The organism is Nocardioides faecalis, assembly GCF_018388425.1.
Taxonomy (GTDB): Bacteria; Actinomycetota; Actinomycetes; order Propionibacteriales; family Nocardioidaceae; genus Nocardioides; species Nocardioides faecalis.
Window position 1 is genome coordinate 3,010,722 of the sequence record NZ_CP074406.1, and the last position, 19,637, is coordinate 3,030,358.

At 71.9% G+C, this 19,637-nt stretch carries 26 protein-coding genes; 8 read left to right on the forward strand and 18 right to left on the reverse strand.

The annotated features are described in order from the left end of the window. Nucleotide 1 precedes the first annotated feature (1 nt). The 14 genes from rplE to rpsJ form a co-directional block, all read right to left on the reverse strand. On the reverse strand, nt 2-580 hold the full coding sequence (gene rplE, locus KG111_RS14180) for a 50S ribosomal protein L5 (protein WP_205290936.1): 579 nt from the start codon (nt 578-580) through the stop codon (nt 2-4). Continuing rightward, nucleotides 580-960 carry a 50S ribosomal protein L24 gene (gene rplX, locus KG111_RS14185; protein ID WP_205290937.1) on the reverse strand — a complete coding sequence of 127 codons (381 nt, stop codon included), beginning with the start codon at nt 958-960 and terminating at the stop codon, nt 580-582. Before rplX ends, rplE begins: the two co-directional genes overlap by 1 nt. Continuing rightward, nucleotides 960-1,328 carry a 50S ribosomal protein L14 gene (rplN, locus tag KG111_RS14190; RefSeq protein WP_205290938.1) on the reverse strand — a complete coding sequence of 123 codons (369 nt, stop codon included), beginning with the start codon at nt 1,326-1,328 and terminating at the stop codon, nt 960-962. Before rplN ends, rplX begins: the two co-directional genes overlap by 1 nt. 67 nt (nt 1,329-1,395) lie before the next feature. After that, entirely contained in the window at nt 1,396-1,671 is a 276-nt protein-coding gene (rpsQ, locus tag KG111_RS14195; protein ID WP_205290939.1) for a 30S ribosomal protein S17, read from the reverse strand. Then, nucleotides 1,671-1,907: a 50S ribosomal protein L29 gene (gene rpmC / locus KG111_RS14200; protein ID WP_205290940.1), complete on the reverse strand. Its 237-nt coding sequence runs from the start codon at nt 1,905-1,907 to the stop codon at nt 1,671-1,673. Before rpmC ends, rpsQ begins: the two co-directional genes overlap by 1 nt. After that, nucleotides 1,907-2,326 (reverse strand): 50S ribosomal protein L16, encoded by a 420-nt coding sequence (gene rplP, locus KG111_RS14205; protein WP_205290941.1) that lies wholly within the window; start codon nt 2,324-2,326, stop codon nt 1,907-1,909. Before rplP ends, rpmC begins: the two co-directional genes overlap by 1 nt. Before the next feature lie 3 nt (nt 2,327-2,329). Beyond that, complete coding sequence (rpsC, locus tag KG111_RS14210; RefSeq protein WP_205290942.1) at nt 2,330-3,169, reverse strand: 30S ribosomal protein S3; 840 nt, start codon at nt 3,167-3,169, stop codon at nt 2,330-2,332. Next, nucleotides 3,169-3,600, reverse strand: a complete 432-nt coding sequence (gene rplV / locus KG111_RS14215) for a 50S ribosomal protein L22 (protein WP_205290943.1) — start codon at nt 3,598-3,600, stop codon at nt 3,169-3,171. Before rplV ends, rpsC begins: the two co-directional genes overlap by 1 nt. Continuing rightward, a complete protein-coding gene (rpsS, locus tag KG111_RS14220; RefSeq protein WP_028656347.1) occupies nt 3,597-3,878 on the reverse strand; it encodes a 30S ribosomal protein S19 in 282 nt (93 codons plus the stop codon). The genes rplV and rpsS overlap by 4 nt, the downstream gene beginning before the upstream one ends. A 14-nt stretch (nt 3,879-3,892) precedes the next feature. Next, on the reverse strand, nt 3,893-4,729 hold the full coding sequence (gene rplB, locus KG111_RS14225) for a 50S ribosomal protein L2 (RefSeq protein ID WP_205290944.1): 837 nt from the start codon (nt 4,727-4,729) through the stop codon (nt 3,893-3,895). Next, entirely contained in the window at nt 4,729-5,031 is a 303-nt protein-coding gene (gene rplW / locus KG111_RS14230; protein ID WP_205290945.1) for a 50S ribosomal protein L23, read from the reverse strand. Before rplW ends, rplB begins: the two co-directional genes overlap by 1 nt. After that, nucleotides 5,031-5,639 carry a 50S ribosomal protein L4 gene (gene rplD / locus KG111_RS14235; protein WP_205290946.1) on the reverse strand — a complete coding sequence of 203 codons (609 nt, stop codon included), beginning with the start codon at nt 5,637-5,639 and terminating at the stop codon, nt 5,031-5,033. The genes rplW and rplD overlap by 1 nt, the downstream gene beginning before the upstream one ends. Before the next feature lie 5 nt (nt 5,640-5,644). Further along, the gene (gene rplC / locus KG111_RS14240) at nt 5,645-6,295 is read right to left on the reverse strand and encodes a 50S ribosomal protein L3 (protein ID WP_205290947.1); all 651 of its coding nucleotides are present in this window, start codon (nt 6,293-6,295) and stop codon (nt 5,645-5,647) included. Nucleotides 6,296-6,305: 10 nt separating this feature from the next. Beyond that, entirely contained in the window at nt 6,306-6,614 is a 309-nt protein-coding gene (gene rpsJ, locus KG111_RS14245) for a 30S ribosomal protein S10 (RefSeq protein ID WP_007078637.1), read from the reverse strand. 667 nt (nt 6,615-7,281) lie between these two features. Here rpsJ and KG111_RS14250 point away from each other — a divergent pair. From KG111_RS14250 to KG111_RS14280, 7 genes are read left to right on the forward strand one after another with little or no spacing between them, the layout of a single operon-like run. Continuing rightward, nucleotides 7,282-8,391 (forward strand): hypothetical protein, encoded by a 1,110-nt coding sequence (locus KG111_RS14250; protein WP_205290948.1) that lies wholly within the window; start codon nt 7,282-7,284, stop codon nt 8,389-8,391. A gap of 5 nt (nt 8,392-8,396) precedes the next feature. Beyond that, the gene (locus tag KG111_RS14255) at nt 8,397-9,065 is read left to right on the forward strand and encodes a DUF4129 domain-containing protein (protein WP_205290949.1); all 669 of its coding nucleotides are present in this window, start codon (nt 8,397-8,399) and stop codon (nt 9,063-9,065) included. Then, nucleotides 9,062-10,273 carry a DUF4350 domain-containing protein gene (locus tag KG111_RS14260; protein WP_205290950.1) on the forward strand — a complete coding sequence of 404 codons (1,212 nt, stop codon included), beginning with the start codon at nt 9,062-9,064 and terminating at the stop codon, nt 10,271-10,273. The genes KG111_RS14255 and KG111_RS14260 overlap by 4 nt, the downstream gene beginning before the upstream one ends. Next, a complete protein-coding gene (locus tag KG111_RS14265) occupies nt 10,270-11,397 on the forward strand; it encodes an AAA family ATPase (protein WP_240195545.1) in 1,128 nt (375 codons plus the stop codon). The genes KG111_RS14260 and KG111_RS14265 overlap by 4 nt, the downstream gene beginning before the upstream one ends. 33 nt (nt 11,398-11,430) lie before the next feature. Further along, nucleotides 11,431-12,759 (forward strand): DUF58 domain-containing protein, encoded by a 1,329-nt coding sequence (locus tag KG111_RS14270; protein ID WP_205290951.1) that lies wholly within the window; start codon nt 11,431-11,433, stop codon nt 12,757-12,759. Between the two features lie 59 nt (nt 12,760-12,818). Further along, nucleotides 12,819-13,445 carry an AAA family ATPase gene (locus KG111_RS14275; RefSeq protein WP_205290952.1) on the forward strand — a complete coding sequence of 209 codons (627 nt, stop codon included), beginning with the start codon at nt 12,819-12,821 and terminating at the stop codon, nt 13,443-13,445. Then, complete coding sequence (locus KG111_RS14280) at nt 13,429-13,953, forward strand: hypothetical protein (RefSeq protein ID WP_205290953.1); 525 nt, start codon at nt 13,429-13,431, stop codon at nt 13,951-13,953. Before KG111_RS14275 ends, KG111_RS14280 begins: the two co-directional genes overlap by 17 nt. 67 nt (nt 13,954-14,020) lie before the next feature. Here KG111_RS14280 and KG111_RS14285 read toward each other — a convergent pair whose 3' ends face one another. The 4 genes from KG111_RS14285 to KG111_RS14300 form a co-directional block, all read right to left on the reverse strand. Then, a complete protein-coding gene (locus tag KG111_RS14285; protein WP_205290954.1) occupies nt 14,021-15,115 on the reverse strand; it encodes an adenosine deaminase in 1,095 nt (364 codons plus the stop codon). Nucleotides 15,116-15,315: 200 nt separating this feature from the next. After that, on the reverse strand, nt 15,316-16,281 hold the full coding sequence (locus KG111_RS14290) for a type IV toxin-antitoxin system AbiEi family antitoxin (protein WP_205290955.1): 966 nt from the start codon (nt 16,279-16,281) through the stop codon (nt 15,316-15,318). A gap of 284 nt (nt 16,282-16,565) precedes the next feature. Beyond that, nucleotides 16,566-17,858, reverse strand: a complete 1,293-nt coding sequence (locus tag KG111_RS14295; RefSeq protein ID WP_205290956.1) for a thymidine phosphorylase — start codon at nt 17,856-17,858, stop codon at nt 16,566-16,568. Between the two features lie 10 nt (nt 17,859-17,868). Beyond that, the gene (locus KG111_RS14300; protein WP_205290957.1) at nt 17,869-18,276 is read right to left on the reverse strand and encodes a cytidine deaminase; all 408 of its coding nucleotides are present in this window, start codon (nt 18,274-18,276) and stop codon (nt 17,869-17,871) included. Nucleotides 18,277-18,496: 220 nt separating this feature from the next. Here KG111_RS14300 and KG111_RS14305 point away from each other — a divergent pair, with 220 nt between their 5' ends. Then, nucleotides 18,497-19,546: a BMP family lipoprotein gene (locus KG111_RS14305; RefSeq protein ID WP_205290958.1), complete on the forward strand. Its 1,050-nt coding sequence runs from the start codon at nt 18,497-18,499 to the stop codon at nt 19,544-19,546. The last annotated feature ends 91 nt before the right edge of the window (nt 19,547-19,637 follow it).

Sequence of the window (19,637 nt, forward strand, 5' to 3'; positions counted from 1 at the left end):
GTCAGTTCTCCTTGAACGGGAAGCCGAGCTGCTTCAGCAGCGCGCGCCCCTGCTCGTCGTTGGTCGCGGTGGTCACGATGGTGATGTCCATGCCCCGCTGGCGGTCGACCTTGTCCTGGTCGATCTCGTGGAACATGACCTGCTCGGTGAGGCCGAACGTGTAGTTGCCCCGGCCGTCGAACTGCTTGGGCGAGAGCCCACGGAAGTCGCGGATGCGCGGCAGCGCCAGCGACAGCAGCCGGTCCAGGAACTCCCACATCCGGTCGCCGCGCAGCGTGACGTGCGTGCCGATCGGCATGCCCTCACGCAGCTTGAACTGAGCGATGGACTTGCGGGCCTTCGTCACGGCCGGCTTCTGGCCGGTGATCGCGGTGAGGTCCTTGATGGCGCCCTCGATCAGCTTGGAGTCGCGAGCAGCCTCGCCCACACCCATGTTGACCACGATCTTGGTCAGGCCGGGGACCTGCATGACGTTGGCGATCTCGAACTCGGACTTCAGCGCCGGGAGGATCTCCTCGCGGTACTTGGTCTTGAGCCGGGGGGTGACCTTCTCGGCCACGTCGACGGTGCTCTCGGTCATCAGATTTCCTTCCCGGTCTTGCGGGAGATGCGGACGCTGCGCGTCGAGGAGTACTCCGAGCCGTCGGGACGGCGCTTGGTGACCTCGACCCGCTTGTGACCGACGCGGGTCACGGTGCCGTCCTCGACCAGCATCACGTTGGAGACGTGGATCGGGGCCTCGGTGGTGATGATGCCGCCGGTGGTGCCACCCTGGTCGACGACCTTGGTGTGCTTCTTGACCCGGTTGACACCCTCGACGACCACTCGGTTCTCCTCGCGGATGACCTTGATGATCTTGCCCTCGGCGCCCTTGTCCTTGCCCGCGATCACCTTGACGGTGTCGCCCTTCTTGACGTGAAGGTTGGGCTTCTTGCGGCTCTGCTCTGCCTTCTTAGCCATCACAGCACCTCCGGCGCGAGCGAGATGATCTTCATGAACTTCTTCTCGCGCAGCTCACGGCCCACGGGGCCGAAGATGCGCGTGCCACGGGGCTCGCCGTCGCCCTTGAGGATCACCGCGGCGTTCTCGTCGAAGCGGATGTACGAGCCGTCGGGACGGCGCCGCTCCTTGACGGTGCGCACGATGACCGCCTTGACGACGTCACCCTTCTTCACGTTGCCGCCGGGAATGGCGTCCTTGACGGTGGCGACGATGACGTCGCCGATCCCGGCGTAGCGACGACCGGACCCGCCAAGCACGCGGATGCAAAGGATCTCCTTCGCACCGGTGTTGTCGGCGACCTTGAGTCGCGACTCCTGCTGAATCATCGATTTCTCCTGGTTGTCGTGCCGGTTCTCGGACGCTCAAACGGCGCCCGAGCCTGGCCGAACGGATTTACTTCGCGCGCTCGAGGATCTCCACCACGCGCCAGCGCTTGGTGGCCGAGAGCGGGCGGGTCTCCATGATGAGGACACGGTCGCCGACGCCGCACTGGTTCTGCTCGTCGTGCGCCTTGAGCCGCGTGTTGCGGCGAAGGACCTTGCCGTACAGGGCGTGCTTCACGCGGTCCTCGACGGACACGACGACGGTCTTGTCCATCTTGTCGCTGACCACGAGGCCCTCACGGGTCTTGCGGGCGTTGCGCTGAGGGGTCTCGGTGGACTCACTCATCAGTTCTCCTCCTCAGAACCCGGGGCGGTCCGGATGCCGAGCTCGCGCTCACGCACCACGGTGTAGATCCGGGCGATGTCCTTCTTGACCGTGCGGAGCCGACCGTGGCTCTCCAGCTGGCCGGTGGCCGCCTGGAAGCGGAGGTTGAACAGCTCCTCCTTGGCCTCGCGGAGCTTGGCCTCGAGGTCGACGTCGTTGAGCTCGTCGAGCTCGTGGGCGCGGATGACGCTGGCCATCAGAACTCACCGGCCTCTCGGGTGATGAAGCGGCACTTCATGGGCAGCTTGTGGATCGCGCGGCGCATCGCCTCACGAGCAACTTCCTCCGAGACACCGGAGAGCTCGAACATGACACGGCCGGGCTTGACGTTGGCGACCCACCACTCGGGCGAGCCCTTACCGGAACCCATGCGGGTCTCAGCCGGCTTCTTGGTCAGCGGGCGGTCGGGGTAGATGTTGATCCACACCTTGCCACCGCGCTTGATGTGACGGGTCATCGCGATACGAGCGGACTCGATCTGGCGGTTGGTCACGTAGTGACCCTCGATGGCCTGGATACCGAAGTCACCGAACGCGAGCGACGTGCCACCCTTCGCAGCACCCCGACGCTTCGGGTGGTGCTGCTTGCGGTGCTTGACGCGACGGGGCATCAACATGGGTCAGCTCTCCTGGGTCTCGGCCGGCGCGGTGGCCTGAGCCGTGTCGCCGCCGGCCGGAGCCTCGGTCACGGCGGGGGCGTCGCCACCACGGTCGGAACGGTTCGGGCGGTCTCCGCGCGACCCACGGGTCGGGCGCTCACCACCGCGGGAGGGGCGACCGCCGCGGCCGGGGACACCGGCGCGGGCAGCAGCCTGGGCCTGGCGCTCGGCACGGGTGCCGGCGACCTCACCCTTGTAGATCCAGACCTTCACGCCGATGCGGCCGAAGGTCGTGCGGGCCTCGTAGAAGCCGTAGTCGATGTCGGCACGCAGCGTGTGCAGCGGGACGCGGCCCTCGCGGTAGAACTCGGTGCGCGACATCTCGGCGCCGTTGAGGCGGCCGGAGCACTGGATCCGGATGCCCTTGGCACCGGAGCGCATCGAGGTCTGCATGGCCTTGCGCATCGCGCGGCGGAACTGCACGCGACCCGAGAGCTGCTCTGCGACACCCTGGGCGACCAGCTGCGCGTCGATCTCGGGGTTCTTGACCTCGAGGATGTTCAGCTGGACCTGCTTGCCGGTGAGCTTCTCCAGCTCGCCACGGATCCGGTCCGCCTCGGCGCCGCGGCGGCCGATGACGATGCCCGGGCGGGCGGTGTGGATGTCGACGCGGACCCGGTCCCGGGTGCGCTCGATCTCGACCTTGGAGATGCCGGCCCGCTCCATGCCCTTGCTGAGCAGCTTGCGGATCGCGACGTCCTCGCCGACGTACGCCTTGTACAGCTTGTCGGCGTACCAACGCGACTTGTGGTCGGTCGAGATGCCGAGACGGAAGCCGTTCGGGTTGATCTTCTGACCCATTACTTCTTGGCCCCCTTCTTGGACTTGGCGGCGACGACCTCAGCGGGCTGGACCGCGATCGTGATGTGGCTGGTGCGCTTGTTGATCCGGGTGGCCCGGCCCTGCGCACGCGGACGCCAGCGCTTCATCGTCGGGCCCTCGTCGACCCGCGCGACCGAGACGACCAGGTCACCGGTGGGCAGGCCCTCGGTGGTCCCGGCGTTCGCGACGGCGCTCGCGAGCACCTTGCGGATCGTGACGGCGGCGGACTGCGGAGCGAACTCCAGCATGGTCAGCGCCTCGTCGGCGGGCAGGCCGCGGACCAGGTCGATGACGCGGCGCGCCTTCATCGGGGTGATCCGCACGAAGCGCGCGGAGGCGAAGGCACCGGGCTCGTCGCCCAGGATCGACTCCCGGCGCGCGCTGGTGCTCTGACGCTCGGTGGTGCTCATCGACGGCGCCCCTTCCGGTCTTCCTTGACGTGGCCGCGGTAGGTACGCGTGGGGGCGAACTCACCGAGCTTGTGGCCGACCATCGAGTCGGAGATGAAGACCGGGACGTGCTTGCGGCCGTCGTGGACGGCGATCGTGTGGCCGATCATCGAGGGGATGATCATGGACCGGCGCGACCAGGTCTTGATGACGTTGTGGGTGCCCTTCTCGTTCTCGGCGTCCACCTTCTTGAGAAGGTGGCCGTCGACGAAGGGGCCCTTCTTCAGGCTGCGAGGCATCTCTCAGGTTCCTATCAGCGCTTGTTCTTGCCGGACTTGCGGCGTCGGATGATCTGGGAGTCGCTGGCCTTGCGCTTGCGCGTACGGCCCTCGGGCTTGCCCCACGGCGAGACGGGGTGGCGACCACCGGACGTCTTGCCCTCACCACCACCGTGCGGGTGGTCGACGGGGTTCATGACGACACCGCGGACGGTCGGGCGCTTGCCCTTCCAGCGCATCCGGCCGGCCTTGCCCCAGTTGATGTTGGACTGCTCGGCGTTGCCGACCTCGCCCACCGTGGCCCGGCAGCGCACGTCGACGAACCGCATCTCGCCCGAGGGCAGACGCAGCGTCGCGCGGGAGCCCTCACGGGCGACCAGCTGCGCGCTGTTGCCCGCGGAGCGGGCCATCTTGGCGCCGCCGCCGGGGCGGAGCTCCACGCAGTGGATGGTCGTGCCGACCGGGATGTTGCGCAGCGGCAGGTTGTTGCCCGGCTTGATGTCGGCGCCGACACCGGACTCGACGTTCATGCCCTGGCGCAGGTCCTTGGGAGCAACGATGTAGCGCTTCTCGCCGTCCGCGTAGTGCAGCAGCGCGATGCGGGCGGTGCGGTTGGGGTCGTACTCGATGTGAGCGACCTTGGCCGGCACGCCGTCCTTGTCGTAGCGACGGAAGTCGATGATCCGGTAGGCCCGCTTGTGGCCGCCGCCCTGGTGCCGGGTGGTGATCCGGCCCTGGTTGTTGCGGCCGCCCTTCTTGGGCAGCGGACGGGTGAGCGACTTCTCCGGGGTGGTCCGGGTGATCTCTGCGAAGTCGGCCACCGACGAGCCGCGACGGCCCGGGGTGGTCGGCTTGTACTTGCGGATAGCCATCAGGCCTGACCTCCGAAGATGTCGATGCGGTGGCCCTCGGCCAGGCTCACGATCGCGCGCTTGGTGTTCTTGCGCTTGCCGAGGCCGTGGCGGGTCTGGCGGACCTTGCCCGCCCGGTTGAGGGTGTTCACCGAGGTGACCTTGACGCCGAAGACCTTCTCGACCGCGATCTTGATCTCGGTCTTGTTGGCGTCGGGGCGCACCAGGAACGTGTACTTGTTGTTGTCCAGGAGGCTGTAGCTCTTCTCCGAGACGACCGGCGCGATCAGGATGTCGCGGTGGTCCTTGTGCAGGGTGCTCATCAGTTGGTCTCCTCCTGGGTCGCACCGACGAAGCGGTCGTACGCGGCCTTGCTGAACACCACGTCGTCGCTCGCGAGCACGTCGTAGGTGTTGAGCTGGTCGACGGCCACGATGTGCGCCTCGGGCGCGTTGCGCAGCGAGAGCCAGGTGAGGCTGTCGGCGCGCTCCAGCACGACGAGGAACTTGCGGCGGTCGGCGAGCTCGAAGAGCGAGGTCAGCGCGGCCTTGGTCGAGGGCTTGTCGCCGGAGACCAGCGCGTCCACGACGTGGATGCGGCCGTTGCGGGCCCGGTCCGAGAGGGCACCGCGCAGGGCGGCGGCCTTCATCTTCTTGGGGGTCCGCTGGCTGTAGTCACGCGGCTGCGGGCCGTGGACGACGCCACCGCCGGCGAACTGCGGCGCGCGGGTCGAGCCCTGGCGGGCGCGACCGGTGCCCTTCTGCTTGTACGGCTTGCGGCCACCGCCGCGGACCTCGGCCCGCGTCTTGGTGGCGTGCGTGCCCTGGCGGGCCGCGGCCTGCTGGGCCACGACGACCTGGTGGATCAGCGGCACGTTGAGCTCGACGCCGAAGATGTCGGCGGGGAGGTCGACGGAAACGTTCTTGGCCATGGTGATCAGCCCTTCTTCGCTGCCGTGCGGAGGACGACCAGTCCACCCTTGGGGCCGGGAACGGCGCCCTTGAGCAGGACGATGCCCTTCTCGACGTCGACGGCGTGGACGGTGATGTTCTGGGTGGTCACGGTGTCCGAGCCCATCCGGCCGGCCATCCGCAGGCCCTTGAACACGCGACCAGGCGTCGCGCAGGCACCGATGGAGCCCGGCTTGCGGTGGTTGCGGTGGGCACCGTGCGAGGCGCCGACACCGGCGAAGCCGTGGCGCTTCATGACACCGGCGAAGCCCTTGCCCTTGCTGGTGCCGGTCACGTCGATGACCTGGCCGGCCTCGAACGTGTCGACCGGGAGCTCCTGGCCCACGGTGTACTCGGCGGCGTCGGCGGTGCGGATCTCGACCACGTGGCGGCGCGGCGTGGTGCCGGCCTTGGCGAAGTGACCGGCCTGCGGCTTGTTGACCTTGCGGCCCTCGATCTCGCCGAAGCCGATCTGGATGGCGTTGTAGCCGTCCGGCTCAGGCTGGCGGACCTGGGTCACCACGTTGGTGCCGGCCGCGACCACGGTCACGGGGACGACGCGGTTGTTCTCGTCCCAGAGCTGGGTCATGCCGAGCTTGGTGCCCAGCAGCCCCTTCACGTTGCGTTCAACAGTCATGTCAACAACCTCAGAGCTTGATCTCGATGTCGACACCAGCCGGCAGGTCGAGGCGCATGAGGCTGTCGACGGTCTTCGGCGTGGGGTCGATGATGTCGATGAGGCGCTTGTGGGTGCGCATCTCGAAGTGCTCGCGCGAGTCCTTGTACTTGTGCGGCGACCGGATGACGCAGAAGACGTTCTTCTCGGTCGGCAGCGGCACCGGGCCGGCGACCTTGGCACCCGTGCGGGTCACCGTGTCGACGATCTTGCGCGCCGAGGTGTCGATCACCTCGTGGTCATAGGCCTTGAGCCTGATGCGGATCTTCTGTCCCGCCATAGGTCTCTCTCGTCCTTCTGTGTCGTACGTACCGGGCCGGTCTCCGACCCCCGAGGTCGGGCGTGTCGCTCTGTTTGGAGGCACACGCTTCTTCCGCGGGGGAAGTGGAGCTGTTCGTCTTGGCTGCTTCGGATCTCACCCCTCACCCCCTTGCGGGGACTCGGTGGCATGCGGTGCGACCTGACATCGACGACCGAGCACGCTCTTCACGGCACACCGGATCCTCAGGATCCGGTCCTCCGCGGGGAGACACGATTCAGTAGTCAAGTTGGCGCGCACCCCGATGAACCCACCGGAGCAACCTGAACATCTTGGCAGACTCCCATCCCGCCCACAAATCGACGCGGGCCCTCCTTACGGGGCCGGCCTCGCAGCGCCGACGGGGGTGACAGGATGGCCCCCGCGCAGCGCCGGAGCCGCTCCGCGAGCGCCCCCCAGGACCATCCGAGCAGCGCCAGGGAGACCGATGACCGACGGCCCGTCGTCCTACCCGCCTCCGGGGTCCCCTCCGCCCGACGATCGCCCCGGGGCCTCCCCCGGCTCGGCTCCCCCGCCGGCCGGGTGGCCGGCGCCGGCCTCGTTCCCTCCCCCGGGTGCACCCGCCGCCCCCGGGGCTCCCGGTGTGCCCGGTGTGCCTGGGGGGCCCGGCGTGCCTGGCGTGCCTGGCGTGCCTGGGGGGCCCGGCGTGCCCGGCGTGCCCGGCGTGCCCGGCGTGCCTCGTGTGGCTGGTGGTCCCGGACGTCCGGGCGGGCCGGTCGCGGCGCCGGGCGGCTGGGCGCCGTACCCGGTGGGCGGGCGGGGCGTCGTACCGAACGGGCTGGCGCTGGGCGCTGCGCACAAGCCCGGCGCCTTCCCGCTGCGCCCGCTCACCCTCGGCGCGATCTACGACGGCGCGTTCCGGATCATCCGGTTCAACCCGCGGGCCACGGTGGGCGCCGCGGTGATCGTGACCGCCGTCGCGATGCTGATCCCGGTGCTGGTCACCGCGGTGCTCACCTTCACCGTGGGCCTGGCCGTCGACGCCTCCGGTGAGGTCGGCGACAACCTGGACACCGCGGAGACGCTGAGCCTGCTCGCGGCGTACGGCTCCCTGCTGCTCTCGCTGGCGCTGGCCCAGGTCGGCGTGGTGCTGGTAACCGGCATGGTCGCCCACGTGGCCCGCGCGGCCGCCGTCGGGCGACAGATGGACTTGGCGAGCGCCTGGGCGGCGACCCGGGGCAAGCGGTGGCGCCTGGTCGGGCTCACCGCGCTGATCATCGCCGTGTTCTCGGCGCTGGTGACGCTCTACGTGCTGGCCTGGGTGCTCGTGGTGGTCCTGGGCGAGGTGCTGGTGGTCGTGGCGTGGGGACTGCTGTCGGTGCCTGCCTTCTTCTGCCTGTGCTGCTGGCTGTGGCTACGCCTCACCTACCTGGCCGTGCCGCCGCTGATGCTCGAGGACGTCGGCGTCCTGGGGGCGCTCGGACGGGCGTGGCGGTTGAGCGGCGGCCACTTCTGGCGCACCTTCGGCATCGCGCTGCTGACCCTCATCATCGGCAGCGTCGCGGGCGGGATGCTCACGACGCCGGTCACCCTCGTCGGCCAGCTCGCAGCCATCGCCCTGCCCCAGTACACCCTCCTGCTGCTGGTGCTCACCCAGGCCGTGGCGCTGGTCCTGCAGAACGCCTTCGTGGCTCCGTTCGCCTCCGCCGTCTCGTCGCTGCAGTACCTCGACCTGCGCATGCGCAAGGAGGCGCTCGACGTGGAGCTGCTGCGCGAGGCAGGGCTGCTCCGAGAATGACCCCCGTGCACGCCGTGCTCCGCGGGCTCCTCGAGCCGCCGCTCGACCCGAGCGGTGACGAGGCGCGCCACGAGCTGCGCCGCGAGCTGGTGAAGCCGGAGTACCAGGACACCGACGTGCTCGACCGGCTGGTGCGCTGGCTGGAGCGGCTGGTGGGCGACGGCGTGGACGTCGCCGCCGGCTCCCGGCCGCTCAGCGTCGCGGTAGCGGTGCTCGTCGCCCTCGCCCTGGTCGCGGTCGTCCTGCTCCTGGTGAGCCGCGCCCGTGGTGCCGCACGGTCGGGGACCCGCGCCGCGGCCGTGCTGGGGGCCGAGACGCTGAGCGCCGACGAGCTGCGGGCCCGGGCGGAGCAGGCGCTCGCCGCCGGCGCCACCGACGAGGCGGTCGTCGAGGCGTTCCGGGCGATCGCGGTGCGCCAGATCGAACGCGGCCGGATCGAGGACATCCCGCAGGCCACCGCGCACGAGCTCGCCGCCGCCCTCGCCGCGGTGTTCGGCACGCACGCCCGCGCCATCCGCGACAGCGCGGACCTCTTCGACGCCGTCCGCTACGGCGACCACCCGGCCGACACGGCCCAGGCGCGTGCACTGCTCGCCCTCGACGACACCCTCGCCGCGCACCGGCCCGACCGCTTCGGCGCCCTCGACGACCCAGCGGGGGCGGTGCCGCGATGAGCGCGCTAGGAACCGCCGGCACGCAGACCGGCACCGGCTCGCAGACCCCCTCCGGCGGCGCCGTACGCCGTTGGCTGCGCCGGTGGGGACCGATCGTGCTGGCCCTCGTGCTCGCCCTCGGTGCGGCGCTGTGGACCGCCCGCGGCGGCGAGCGCTGGCCGGACCCCCTGGACCCCCGCAACCCCGGCCCCCAGGGCAGCCAGGCGCTCGCCGAGGTGCTCGCCGAGCTCGGCGTCGAGGTGGACGTGGTCCGCTCCGCCGATGCTCTCGACGAGGCCGAGGTGGACGCGGCCACGACCGTGGTGACCACGCGCACCGAGGCGCTGGCACCGAGCACCTACGACCGGCTCCGTGAGGCCGCCAGGCCCGGGCACCTGGTGGTCGTCGACCCCGACCCCGCCCTGACCGAGTCCCTCGACCTGCGCGCGCGGCGCGGCACCGGGTCGGCGTCGGCCACCGGCTGCGCGCCGAGCCTCGCCGACCTGCGCCTGGACGTCGACACCCACACCTCCTTCACCGGTCCCGACGTCGCCGACCGCTGCTTCATCACCGCCGACGGCGCCGTGCTCGTCGAGCTGGATGCCGGCGACGGGGACGGCGACGACAGCGGTGAGGACGCCGCGGGTGGCCGGGTGAGCGTGTTCGGCGCCGGGGAGGCGTTCAGCAACGACCAGGTGCTGCGCGGTGACAACGCCGCCATCGGACTGCGGCTGCTCGGCGGCACCGAGCGGCTGGTCTGGTACGTGCCGGACCCCGCGGACGCGACGGCGGCCGAGGCGCCCACGCTGACCTCGCTGCTGCCGGAGTGGATCGGCCCCGGCCTCTGGCTCGGTGCGATCGCGCTGCTGGCCGTGATCGGTTGGCGGTTCCGCCGCCTCGGGCCGTTGAGCACGGAGCCGTTGCCCGTCGTCGTACGCGCGGTGGAGACGGCGCACAGCCGCGGGCGGCTCTACCGGCGCAGCGGCGACCTCGCGCACTCCGCCGCGATCCTGCGCCGAGCGGCGCGCGCCGACCTCGCCGAGCGGCTGCGTCTCGACCCGCACGCGGACGCCGCCGCCGTGGCCGAGGCCGCCGCCCGGGAGGTCGGCCGTCCCGCCGCCGATCTCCTCGCCCTGCTCGACGAGAGCACCCCACCGTCCAGCGAGCGGGACCTGGTCCGGCTCGCCGAGTCGCTCACCCGATGGAGAAGAGAGGTACGACGCCGATGACCTCGCACGAGGACGCACCAGTGCCGACCGACGCAGTGCCGACCGACGCAGTGCCGACCGAGGACACTCCCCCGGCCTACCCGCCGCCGCCTGCCACTGCCCGGGCGGCGACCGGCGCCCCCGCACCGATCCGCACCGCGCGGACCGGCGCTCCCGGGACGGAGCACGCCGACGACGCGCTGCTGCGCGAGCGGCTGCTCGCGGTGCGCCAGGAGGTGGCGAAGGCGGTGGTCGGGCAGGACGCGGCCGTCTCCGGCCTGCTGGTGGCGCTGCTGTGCGGCGGGCACGTGCTGATGGAGGGCGTGCCTGGCACCGCGAAGACGCTGTTGGTGCGCACGCTCGCAGCGAGCCTGTCGGTGCAGACCCGCCGGGTGCAGTTCACCCCGGACCTGATGCCCGGCGACATCACCGGCTCGCTGGTGATCGAGGCCGGCGGCGGCGAGCTGACGTTCCGCGAGGGCCCCATCTTCACCAACCTGCTGCTCGCCGACGAGATCAACCGGACGCCCCCGAAGACGCAGTCCGCGCTGCTGGAGGCGATGGAGGAGGGCCAGGTCTCCGCCGACGGGGTCACCCGGCCGCTGCCGCGGCCGTTCCTGGTCGCCGCCACGCAGAACCCGGTGGAGTTCGAGGGCACCTACCCGTTGCCGGAGGCCCAGCTGGACCGCTTCCTGCTCAAGGTCGTGCTGCCCGTGCCGCCGCGCGAGGACGAGATCACCGTGCTGACCCGGCACGCCCAGGGGTTCGACCCGCGCGACGTCGCCGGTGCGGGCGTGCGGGCGGTCGCCAGCGCCGCCGACATCGAGGCCGCCCAGGTCGCCGTACGACGGGTGCAGGTCTCGCCGGAGGTGTCGGCGTACATCGTCGACATCGCCCGCGCCACGCGGACCTCGCCGTCGCTGTCGCTGGGGGTGAGCCCGCGCGGGGCGACCGCGCTGCTGCGCGCCGCCCGGGCCTGGGCGTGGCTCTCGGGCCGCGACTTCGTCACCCCCGACGACGTCAAGGCGCTCGCGCACGCCACGCTCGTGCACCGGCTCGGGCTGCGCCCCGAGGCCGAGCTCGAGGGGGTCGACGTCTCCCAGGTGCTGGCCTCGGCGCTCGCCTCCGTCCCGGTCCCCCGCTGAGACCGGGACCGGATCGGTGAGGGAGTCTGCGACGTGGTGATCTCCGGGCGGGTGCCGCTGCTGCTGGCCCTCGGGCTGGTCGGCGTCCTGCTGCGCCCGAGCCCGAGCACCGTGCTGCTGTGGGTGCTGGGCGTGGCGGTGCTGACCGGTCTCGACCTGCTGCTCGCCCCCTCGCCGGCCGCGGTCGGCCTCACCCGTCGCGAGCCCGGCACGGTGCGCCTCGGCGACCCGGCCCAGGCCGGTCTGGTGCTGCGCAACGACACCCGACGGACCGTGCACCTGCAGGTCCGCGACGCCTGGCAGCCCTCCGCCGGGGCCCACGACAACCGGCACCGGCTGCACCTGCGCGCCGGTGACGTGGCCCGGCTGAGGACCCCGCTGCTGCCGCGGCGCCGCGGCGACCTGGCCGCGGCCGGCGTCACCGTGCGCACCTGGGGACCGCTCGGCCTGGCCGCCCGCCAGCGCACGTACGACGTCCCCGGCACCGTGCGCGCGCTGCCGCCCTTCGACTCCCGCAAGCACCTGCCCTCCCGGCTGGCGCGGCTGCGCGAGCTCGACGGCCGGGCGGCCGTGCGCGTGCGCGGCGCCGGCACGGAGTTCGACTCGCTGCGCGAGTACGTGCGGGGCGACGACGTCCGCTCGATCGACTGGCGGGCCTCGGCGCGCACCCCCCAGGTCGTGGTGCGGACCTGGCAGCCGGAGCGGGACCGCCGCGTGGTGCTTGTGCTGGACACCTCCCGGACCTCCGCGGGCCGCGTCGCCCGGGTGGCCGGTGCGGACGAGACCGACGGCATGCCGCGCCTGGATGCGGCGATGGACGCTGCGCTGCTGCTCGCTGCGCTCGCCTCCCGGGCTGGGGACCGGGTCGACCTGGTGGCGGGCGACCGCCGGGTCCGGGCGCTGCAGCGGCTGCACGGCAGCCGCGACGTCGCCGCCCGGATGCAGGAGCAGATGGCCGGGCTGGAGCCCGTGCTGGCCGAGGCGGACTGGGACGCCCTCGCCGGTGCCGTGCAGGGCCTGGGCCGGCAGCGGGCGCTCGTCGTGCTGCTGACGGCGCTCGAGCCCTCCGCCGTCGCCGAGGGCCTGCTGCCCGTGCTGCCGGTGCTGACCCGGCACCACCGCGTCGTCCTCGCCTCGGTGCGCGACCCCGACCTGAGCCGCCTCGCCGAGGTGGCCGAGCACGATGCGGGCATCGAGGAGGTGCACGCCGCCGCGGCCGCCGAGCACGAGCTGGACCGGCGCCGCCGGATGGGCGAGGTGCTCGGCCGCCTCGGCGTCGACGTCGTCGACGCGGACGCCGACGCGCTGCCCCCGGCGCTGGCCGACCACTACCTGATGCTCAAGGCGCAGGGCCTGCTGTGAGCACGCCGTCGTGCCCGCGACTCGGCCCGGCGGGCCCGGATGCGGCAGACTGACCGGCCATGACCGCTCGGGTGATCGTCCTGGCCGGCCCCTCCGGCGCGGGCAAGTCCCGGCTCGCCGAACGCCTGCACCGCGCCCACGGCTGGCCCACCCTGCGTCTGGACGACTTCTACCGCGACGCCGACGAGCCCGGTCTGCCGCTGATCGCCGAGGGCCCCAACGCGGGCATCGTCGACTGGGACGACCCGGCCACCTGGCGCCGCGACGACGCGGTGGCCGCGCTGCGCTCCCTGTGCCGCACCGGCGTCGCCGACCTGCCGGTCTACTCGATCTCCGAGAGCCGCGCGACCGGGACCCAGCACCTCGACCTGCGCGGCGCCACCCGGTTCTGCGCCGAGGGCATCTTCGCCGCCGAGGTCGTCGAGCAGTGCCGGCGCGAGGGGCTGCTCGAGGCGGCGTACTGCATCACCCAGCATCCCCTCCTCACGTTCTGGCGGCGGCTGGCCCGCGACCTGCGCGAGCACCGCAAGCCGCCGTTGGTGCTGGTGCGGCGCGGGCTCGCCCTGGCCCGTGCGCAGCGCCGGGTGGTGCGGCGTGCGACCGCCGCCGGGTGCCGGGTCGCCACCGGTGAGCAGGCCTTCACCGAGCTGGGCGGCCCGGAGGACGACCATGCGCTGGCCGGCTGACCTCGATCCCGCGCTCCTGCGCCAACCTGACGCGCGCAGCTGCGGCGCGGCCTCCGTCCTCGCCGCGCGTGCGCTGCTCACCGGCTGGCGCCCTGACCCCGACGGCGCGGCCGAGGAGATCCTCGACGAGCACCGGATGCTCACCTCCTCGCGCAGCCCGCGCGACCGCTGGCAGGCGCCGTGGCCGCGGAGGCTCGGCACTCCCCCGTGGGCGGTGGCGAACGCGCTGCGCGTGCTCACCGGCCGCCACCTGGCCACGGTCTCTGCGCGCCCCCGTCCCGCGATCGCGTACGAGGTGCTGCGCGCGCAGCTGCAGGACCGGCCCGTGCTCGTCTATCTCGGCAACCGGTGGCTGCCTCGGCACGTGGTCGTCGCCGTCGCCGCGGAGCCCGACGGGATCTGCGTGTTCGACCCGGCGCACGGCCGGCTGGTGCGGGTGCCGGCGGAGAACTGGCGCGGGCACCGCGTCGGCGTCGCCGGCTGGACGCACCTGTGGTTCGTCATCTGACGGATCACAGGCACCGGCACCGGCACCGGCGTGGCGCGCCGGGCAGTGCCGCCCCGTGGGGCGCCCATCAGCGGGCGTCGTGGTCCATCCGGGCGGCGTACCAGGGCTTGATGGTCTCGGTGATCAGCCGGTAGCGCTCGTCGTAGGGGATGAACGCGGACTTCATCGCGTTCACCGTCAGCCACTCCATCTCCGCCCAGCCGTAGCCGAACGTCTCGGCCAGGATCGCGAACTCGTTGCTCAGCGTCGTACGGCTCATCAACCGGTTGTCGGTGTTGACGGTGACCCGGAAGCGCAGCGAGGCCAGCAGCCCGATCGGGTGCTCGGCGAACGACGGGGCGGCACCGGTCTGGATGTTCGAGGACGGACACATCTCCAGCGGGATGCGCTTGTCGCGCACGTAGCTGGCCAGCCGACCCAGGCGCGGCGTGCCGGAGGCGTCGACCTCGATGTCGTCGACGATCCGCACCCCGTGGCCCAGGCGGTCCGCGCCGCACCACTGCACGGCCTCCCAGATCGAGGGCAGGCCGAAGCCCTCACCGGCGTGGATCGTGAAATGTGCGTTCTCGCGCTGCAGGTACTCGAAGGCGTCGAGGAAGCGGGTGGGCGGGTAGCCGGCCTCCGGGCCGGCGATGTCGAAGCCGACCACTCCCTTGTCGCGCCACGCGGTGGCCAGCTCGGCGATCTCCATCGCCCGGGCGGCCTGACGCATCGCGGTCAGCAGGTGCCGCACCTCGATCCGGCCGCCCGCGGCGGCCATGCCCTCCGCGAAGCCCTGCTGCACCGCGGCGACGACCTCCTCGAGGTCGAGCCCGCCCTCGACGTGCAGCTCGGGGGCGTAGCGGACCTCGGCGTACACGACACCGTCCGCGGCCAGGTCCTCCACGCACTCCCGTGCCACCCGGGTGATCGCCTCCGCGGTCTGCATCACCCCGACCGTGTGGGCGAACGTCTCCAGGTAGCGCTCCAGCGAGCCCGAGTCCGCGGCCTCGGCGAACCACGCGGCCAGGGACTCGGCGTTCGTCTCGGGCAGCGCGTGACCGACGCCCGCGGCGAGCTCCACGATCGTGGCCGGACGCAGCCCTCCGTCCAGGTGGTCGTGCAGCAGGACCTTGGGGGCCGTCCGGAGGTCCTCCGGGCTCGGCGTGCTCGTCGTCGACATGCCCCTTTCTTACCGGACGCCGGTCTCGGGCCTCGGCGCCGCACGCGCCGAATCACCCGTGGTGGTCGGCCGAATCACCCGTGGTGGTCGGCCGAATCACCCCTTGTGGTCCGCCGAATCACCTGTCGTGGCCTGCCGAATCGCCCGTGGTGGTCCGTCGAATCGTCTGTCGTGGTCCACCGAGTCATCTGGTACGTCCCTCACGCGACGCTGCGGCCGCGCTCCAGCCTCCGCCTGGAGGAGTACGACGTGCCCAGCGCCTCGCGCAGCGCGGCCAGCCATCGATCGAGCCCCGCGCCGGTGAAGTCGCCGGCACGCACCACGACGACGGTCCACCCCTGCTCGCGCAGCCACCGACGGCGCTCGTCGTCGTGCTCACGCTGCTCGGGGTCGCGGTGGTGGGCCTCCCAGCCGTCGTACTCGATCGCCACGCGGCGTCGCCGGTAGGCGAGGTCGAGCCGGTAGCGCGGCACCCCGTCCACGTGGACCCACACCTGGAGCTCGGGCGCCGGCAGGCCGGCGTCGAGGATCGCCAGCCGCGTCCACGACTCGCGTGCAGACTCCGCGAGCGGGTCGGACAACGCGATCAGCTCGCGGAGCTGGACGACGCCGCGGCGTCGGGCGTACCGGGTGCACGCCGTGCTCAACAGCCCGAGCGACAGGCCGTGCAGGCGGCGGAACGCGTCCAGCGCGGCCAGGGCCTCGCGTCGGTGGAGCGTGCAGCCGAGGTCGAGCGCGGTGCGCAGGGGTGTGGTGAGCCGGACCCCGGCGACGGTGCAGACGTCGTCCGGGGACAGGTCGCGCGTGTGCCCCTGGACGGCCGCGCGCCGGCACGGGGTGCTGCCGCGCAGCGCCGCCGTCTCGATCGGCGGGTCGTCGAGCTCGCCGTACGCGAAGGCGTCGACGCCCCACAGCCACGCCGCGGTGCGGTCGCAGACCACCTGGTGCGGGCGGACGACGCGCGCGATCGCCCGGCAGCGCAGCTCGACGCTGTCCTCGAGGTCGGCGGCGACGTACACGTCACGGGTGACGTGCCGTACGACGCCCTCACGCACCATGCGGCGCAGAGTGCTCCTGGTGATGCCGAGCTCGCGCAGGTGCCCGGCAGTGACCGGGGTGCTGGGCAGGGCAGGCGGGGCGGTGGCTTGTGAGCGGGAGGACGACATGACCGGAGCCTCGCCGCACGCCGCGGTGAGCACCCGCGCTGGTGGAGCGGGCTGTGGACGCTGGTCCCCCACCCGGCACCTGTGGACGCCGACCGTGCCCTCACGACACGGGTGGGGCGGACCACCGCGGCACCGTCAGGGTCGACTCACCGGACCACAGGAGCCGATTCGCCCGACCACCACCGTCGATTCGCCGGACCACAGGAGCCGATTCGCCCGACCACCACCGTCGATTCGCCGGACCACAGGAGGCGATTCGGCGGACCACCAGGGGGGATTCGGCGTCAGGCGAGGCGGTCGATGATCAGCGGCCGCGCGTCGTACGACGTCCCGGGGGCGGCGACGTCGTAGCCGTCCTCGAGCGTGGCGAGGGCGCGGTCGAAGCGCTCGGGGGTGTCGGTGTGCAGGGTGAACAGCGGCTCGCCGGCGCGCACCGTGTCACCGGGGCGGGCGTGCCAGACCACACCGGCGCCGGCCTGCACCGGGTCCTCCTTGCGGGCCCGGCCGGCACCGAGGCGCCAAGCGGTCATGCCCACCGCCATCGCGTCGAGGCGGGTGAGCACGCCGTCGGCGGTGGCCGTCACGACGTGGCTCTCCTTCGCCACGGGCAGCGGCGCGTCGGGGTCTCCGCCCTGGGCGGAGATCATCGCGCGCCACACGTCCATGGCGGAGCCGTCGGCGAGCTTGTCGGCGGGGTCGATGTCGTCGCGGCCGGCGGCGGCGAGCATCTCGCGGGCCAGGGCGACGGTGAGCTCGACGACGTCGGCGGGCCCGCCTCCGGCGAGCACCTCGACGGACTCGGCGACCTCGATCGCGTTGCCTGCGGTGCGCCCGAGCGGGGTCTCCATGTCGGTGAGCAGCGCGACCGTGGCGACGCCGGCGTCCTTGCCCAGGGCGACCATCACCTCGGCGAGCTCGCGGGCGTCGTCGAGGGACTTCATGAACGCCCCCGAGCCGACCTTGACGTCGAGCACCAGCGCACCGGTGCCCTCGGCGATCTTCTTGCTCATGATCGAGGAGGCGATCAGCGGGATCGCCTCCACGGTGCCGGTGACGTCGCGCAGTGCGTAGAGCTTCTTGTCGGCGGGCGCCAGGCCGTCGCCGGCGGCGCAGATGACCGCGCCGAGGGAGTCCAGCTGGGCGAGCATCTCGTCGTTGGACAGCTGCGCGCGCCAGCCGGGGACGGCCTCGAGCTTGTCGAGCGTGCCGCCGGTGTGGCCCAGCCCGCGCCCGGAGAGCTGCGGCACGGCGACGCCGCAGGCCGCGACGAGCGGCGCGAGCGGCAGGGTGATCTTGTCGCCGACGCCGCCGGTGGAGTGCTTGTCGGCGGTGGGACGGGTCAGCGAGGAGAAGTCCATCCGCTCGCCCGAGGCGATCATCGCCGCGGTCCAGTCGGCGATCTCGCGCCGGTCCATGCCGTTGAGCAGGATCGCCATCGCCAGCGCCGCCATCTGCTCGTCGGCGACGTCACCGCGGGTGTAGGCGTCGATCACCCAGTCGATCTGGCTGGTGCTGAGCACCCCGCCGTCCCGCTTGGCGTGGATGACCTCGATGACGTCGTGCTTCCCTGCCCGCATGCCAGGCACCCTACGCGCCGCCCGCCTCCGCGACCGCTTCCAGGTCCTGGGGCCCGAACGCCTGCGGCAGCACCTCCTCCATGCCCAGCACGCCCTTCGGGGTGAGCACCTGCAGGGCCGCACCGCCGGCCTCCCACAGCAGCTGGCGGCAGCGTCCGCAGGGCATGATCACCTCGCCCTCGCCGTTGACGCACACGAAGTGCGTGAGCCGACCGCCACCCGTGGCGTGCAGCGAGGAGACCAGTCCGCACTCGGCGCACAGCGTGACGCCGTACCCGGCGTTCTCGACGTTGCAGCCGACGAGCAGCCGGCCGTCGTCGGCGAGCGCGGCAGCGCCGACACGGTAGCCGGAGTAGGGGGCGTAGGCGCGGGCCGCGACGTCGCGGGCCGCGGCTTGCAGGGAGTCCCAGTCGACCATCGCGCCAATCTAGACCCCTGACGACCGGCGCCGGGCAACGAGACGAAGGTCGCAACTTGGTAACCGTTTTGCCAAGCCTGCTACCGGCCCGCGCCCGGGTGGGCGAAGATGCACGGTGTCTCGGCACCCTTGACATCCGGCTCCGCCACGGGCGGGGCAGACCTGGAGGACACCTGTGAAGACCTGGAAGCGGACGACGGCTGCGGCTGCAGTCGCACTGATGGCGAGCGCGGCGCTCGCGGCCTGCGGCGACGCCCCGGACGAGGGCAAGGGGGGCAGCGCGAAGAAGAACGACTTCCTCCCCTGCGTCCTGTCCGACGCCGGCGGCTTCAACGACAAGTCGTTCAACCAGCTCAGCTACGAGGGTGTCAAGGAGGCCGCCGAGGAGCTCAACTCCGAGTTCAAGGAGTTCGAGTCCAAGAACGAGAACGACTACGCCGGTGCGCTCGAGAACTTCGTGGCCCAGGGCTGCGACACGATCGTGACCGTCGGCTTCGCGCTCTCCGCGGCCACCGTGAAGTCGGCCAAGGAGAACCCGGAGATCGAGTACATCCTGATCGACGACGCCGCGGACAACGACTTCGACGGCAAGAAGGACGCCGACAACATCAAGCCGATCCTGTACGACACCGCGCAGGCCGCGTTCCTGGCCGGCTACGCCGCGGCGGACTACTCCAAGACCGGCGTCGTGGGCACCTTCGGCGGCCAGCCCTTCCCGACCGTGACCATCTTCATGGACGGCTTCAAGCAGGGCGTGGAGTACTACAACAAGGTGAAGGGGAAGAACGTCAAGGTCGTCGGCTGGCAGGGCAACGACAAGGGCGTCTTCACCGGCGGCTTCGACGCCAACGAGAAGGCGACGAACACCGCCAAGCAGATCCTCGAGGCCGACGCCGACGTGATCCTGCCGGTCGGTGGCCCGATCTACCAGGGTGCGCTGACGGCCATCGCCGACTCCGGCAAGGACGTCGCCCTCGTGGGCGTCGACGCCGACTTCTTCGAGACCGACCCGAACACCAAGGACGTGGTGCTCACCTCGATCCTGAAGAACATGAAGATCTCCACCAAGGAGGCCGTCCTGGCCGCCGGTGAGGACAAGTTCGACGCCGAGTCCTACGTCGGCACCCTCGAGAACGACGGGGTCGGCCTCGCGCCGTTCCACAACTTCGAGTCCAAGATCTCCGACAGCCTGGCTGCCGAGCTCGACGACGTGAAGGCGAAGATCGTCGACGGCACCATCCCGGTGACTTCGTACCTGAAGAAGAACTGACGCACAATCTTCGCGTCCGGGGGAGGTCGGCCACGGGCCGGCCTCCCCCACCCTTTTCTGACACTGGTCACTCCTCCGCTGCTGGGACAGG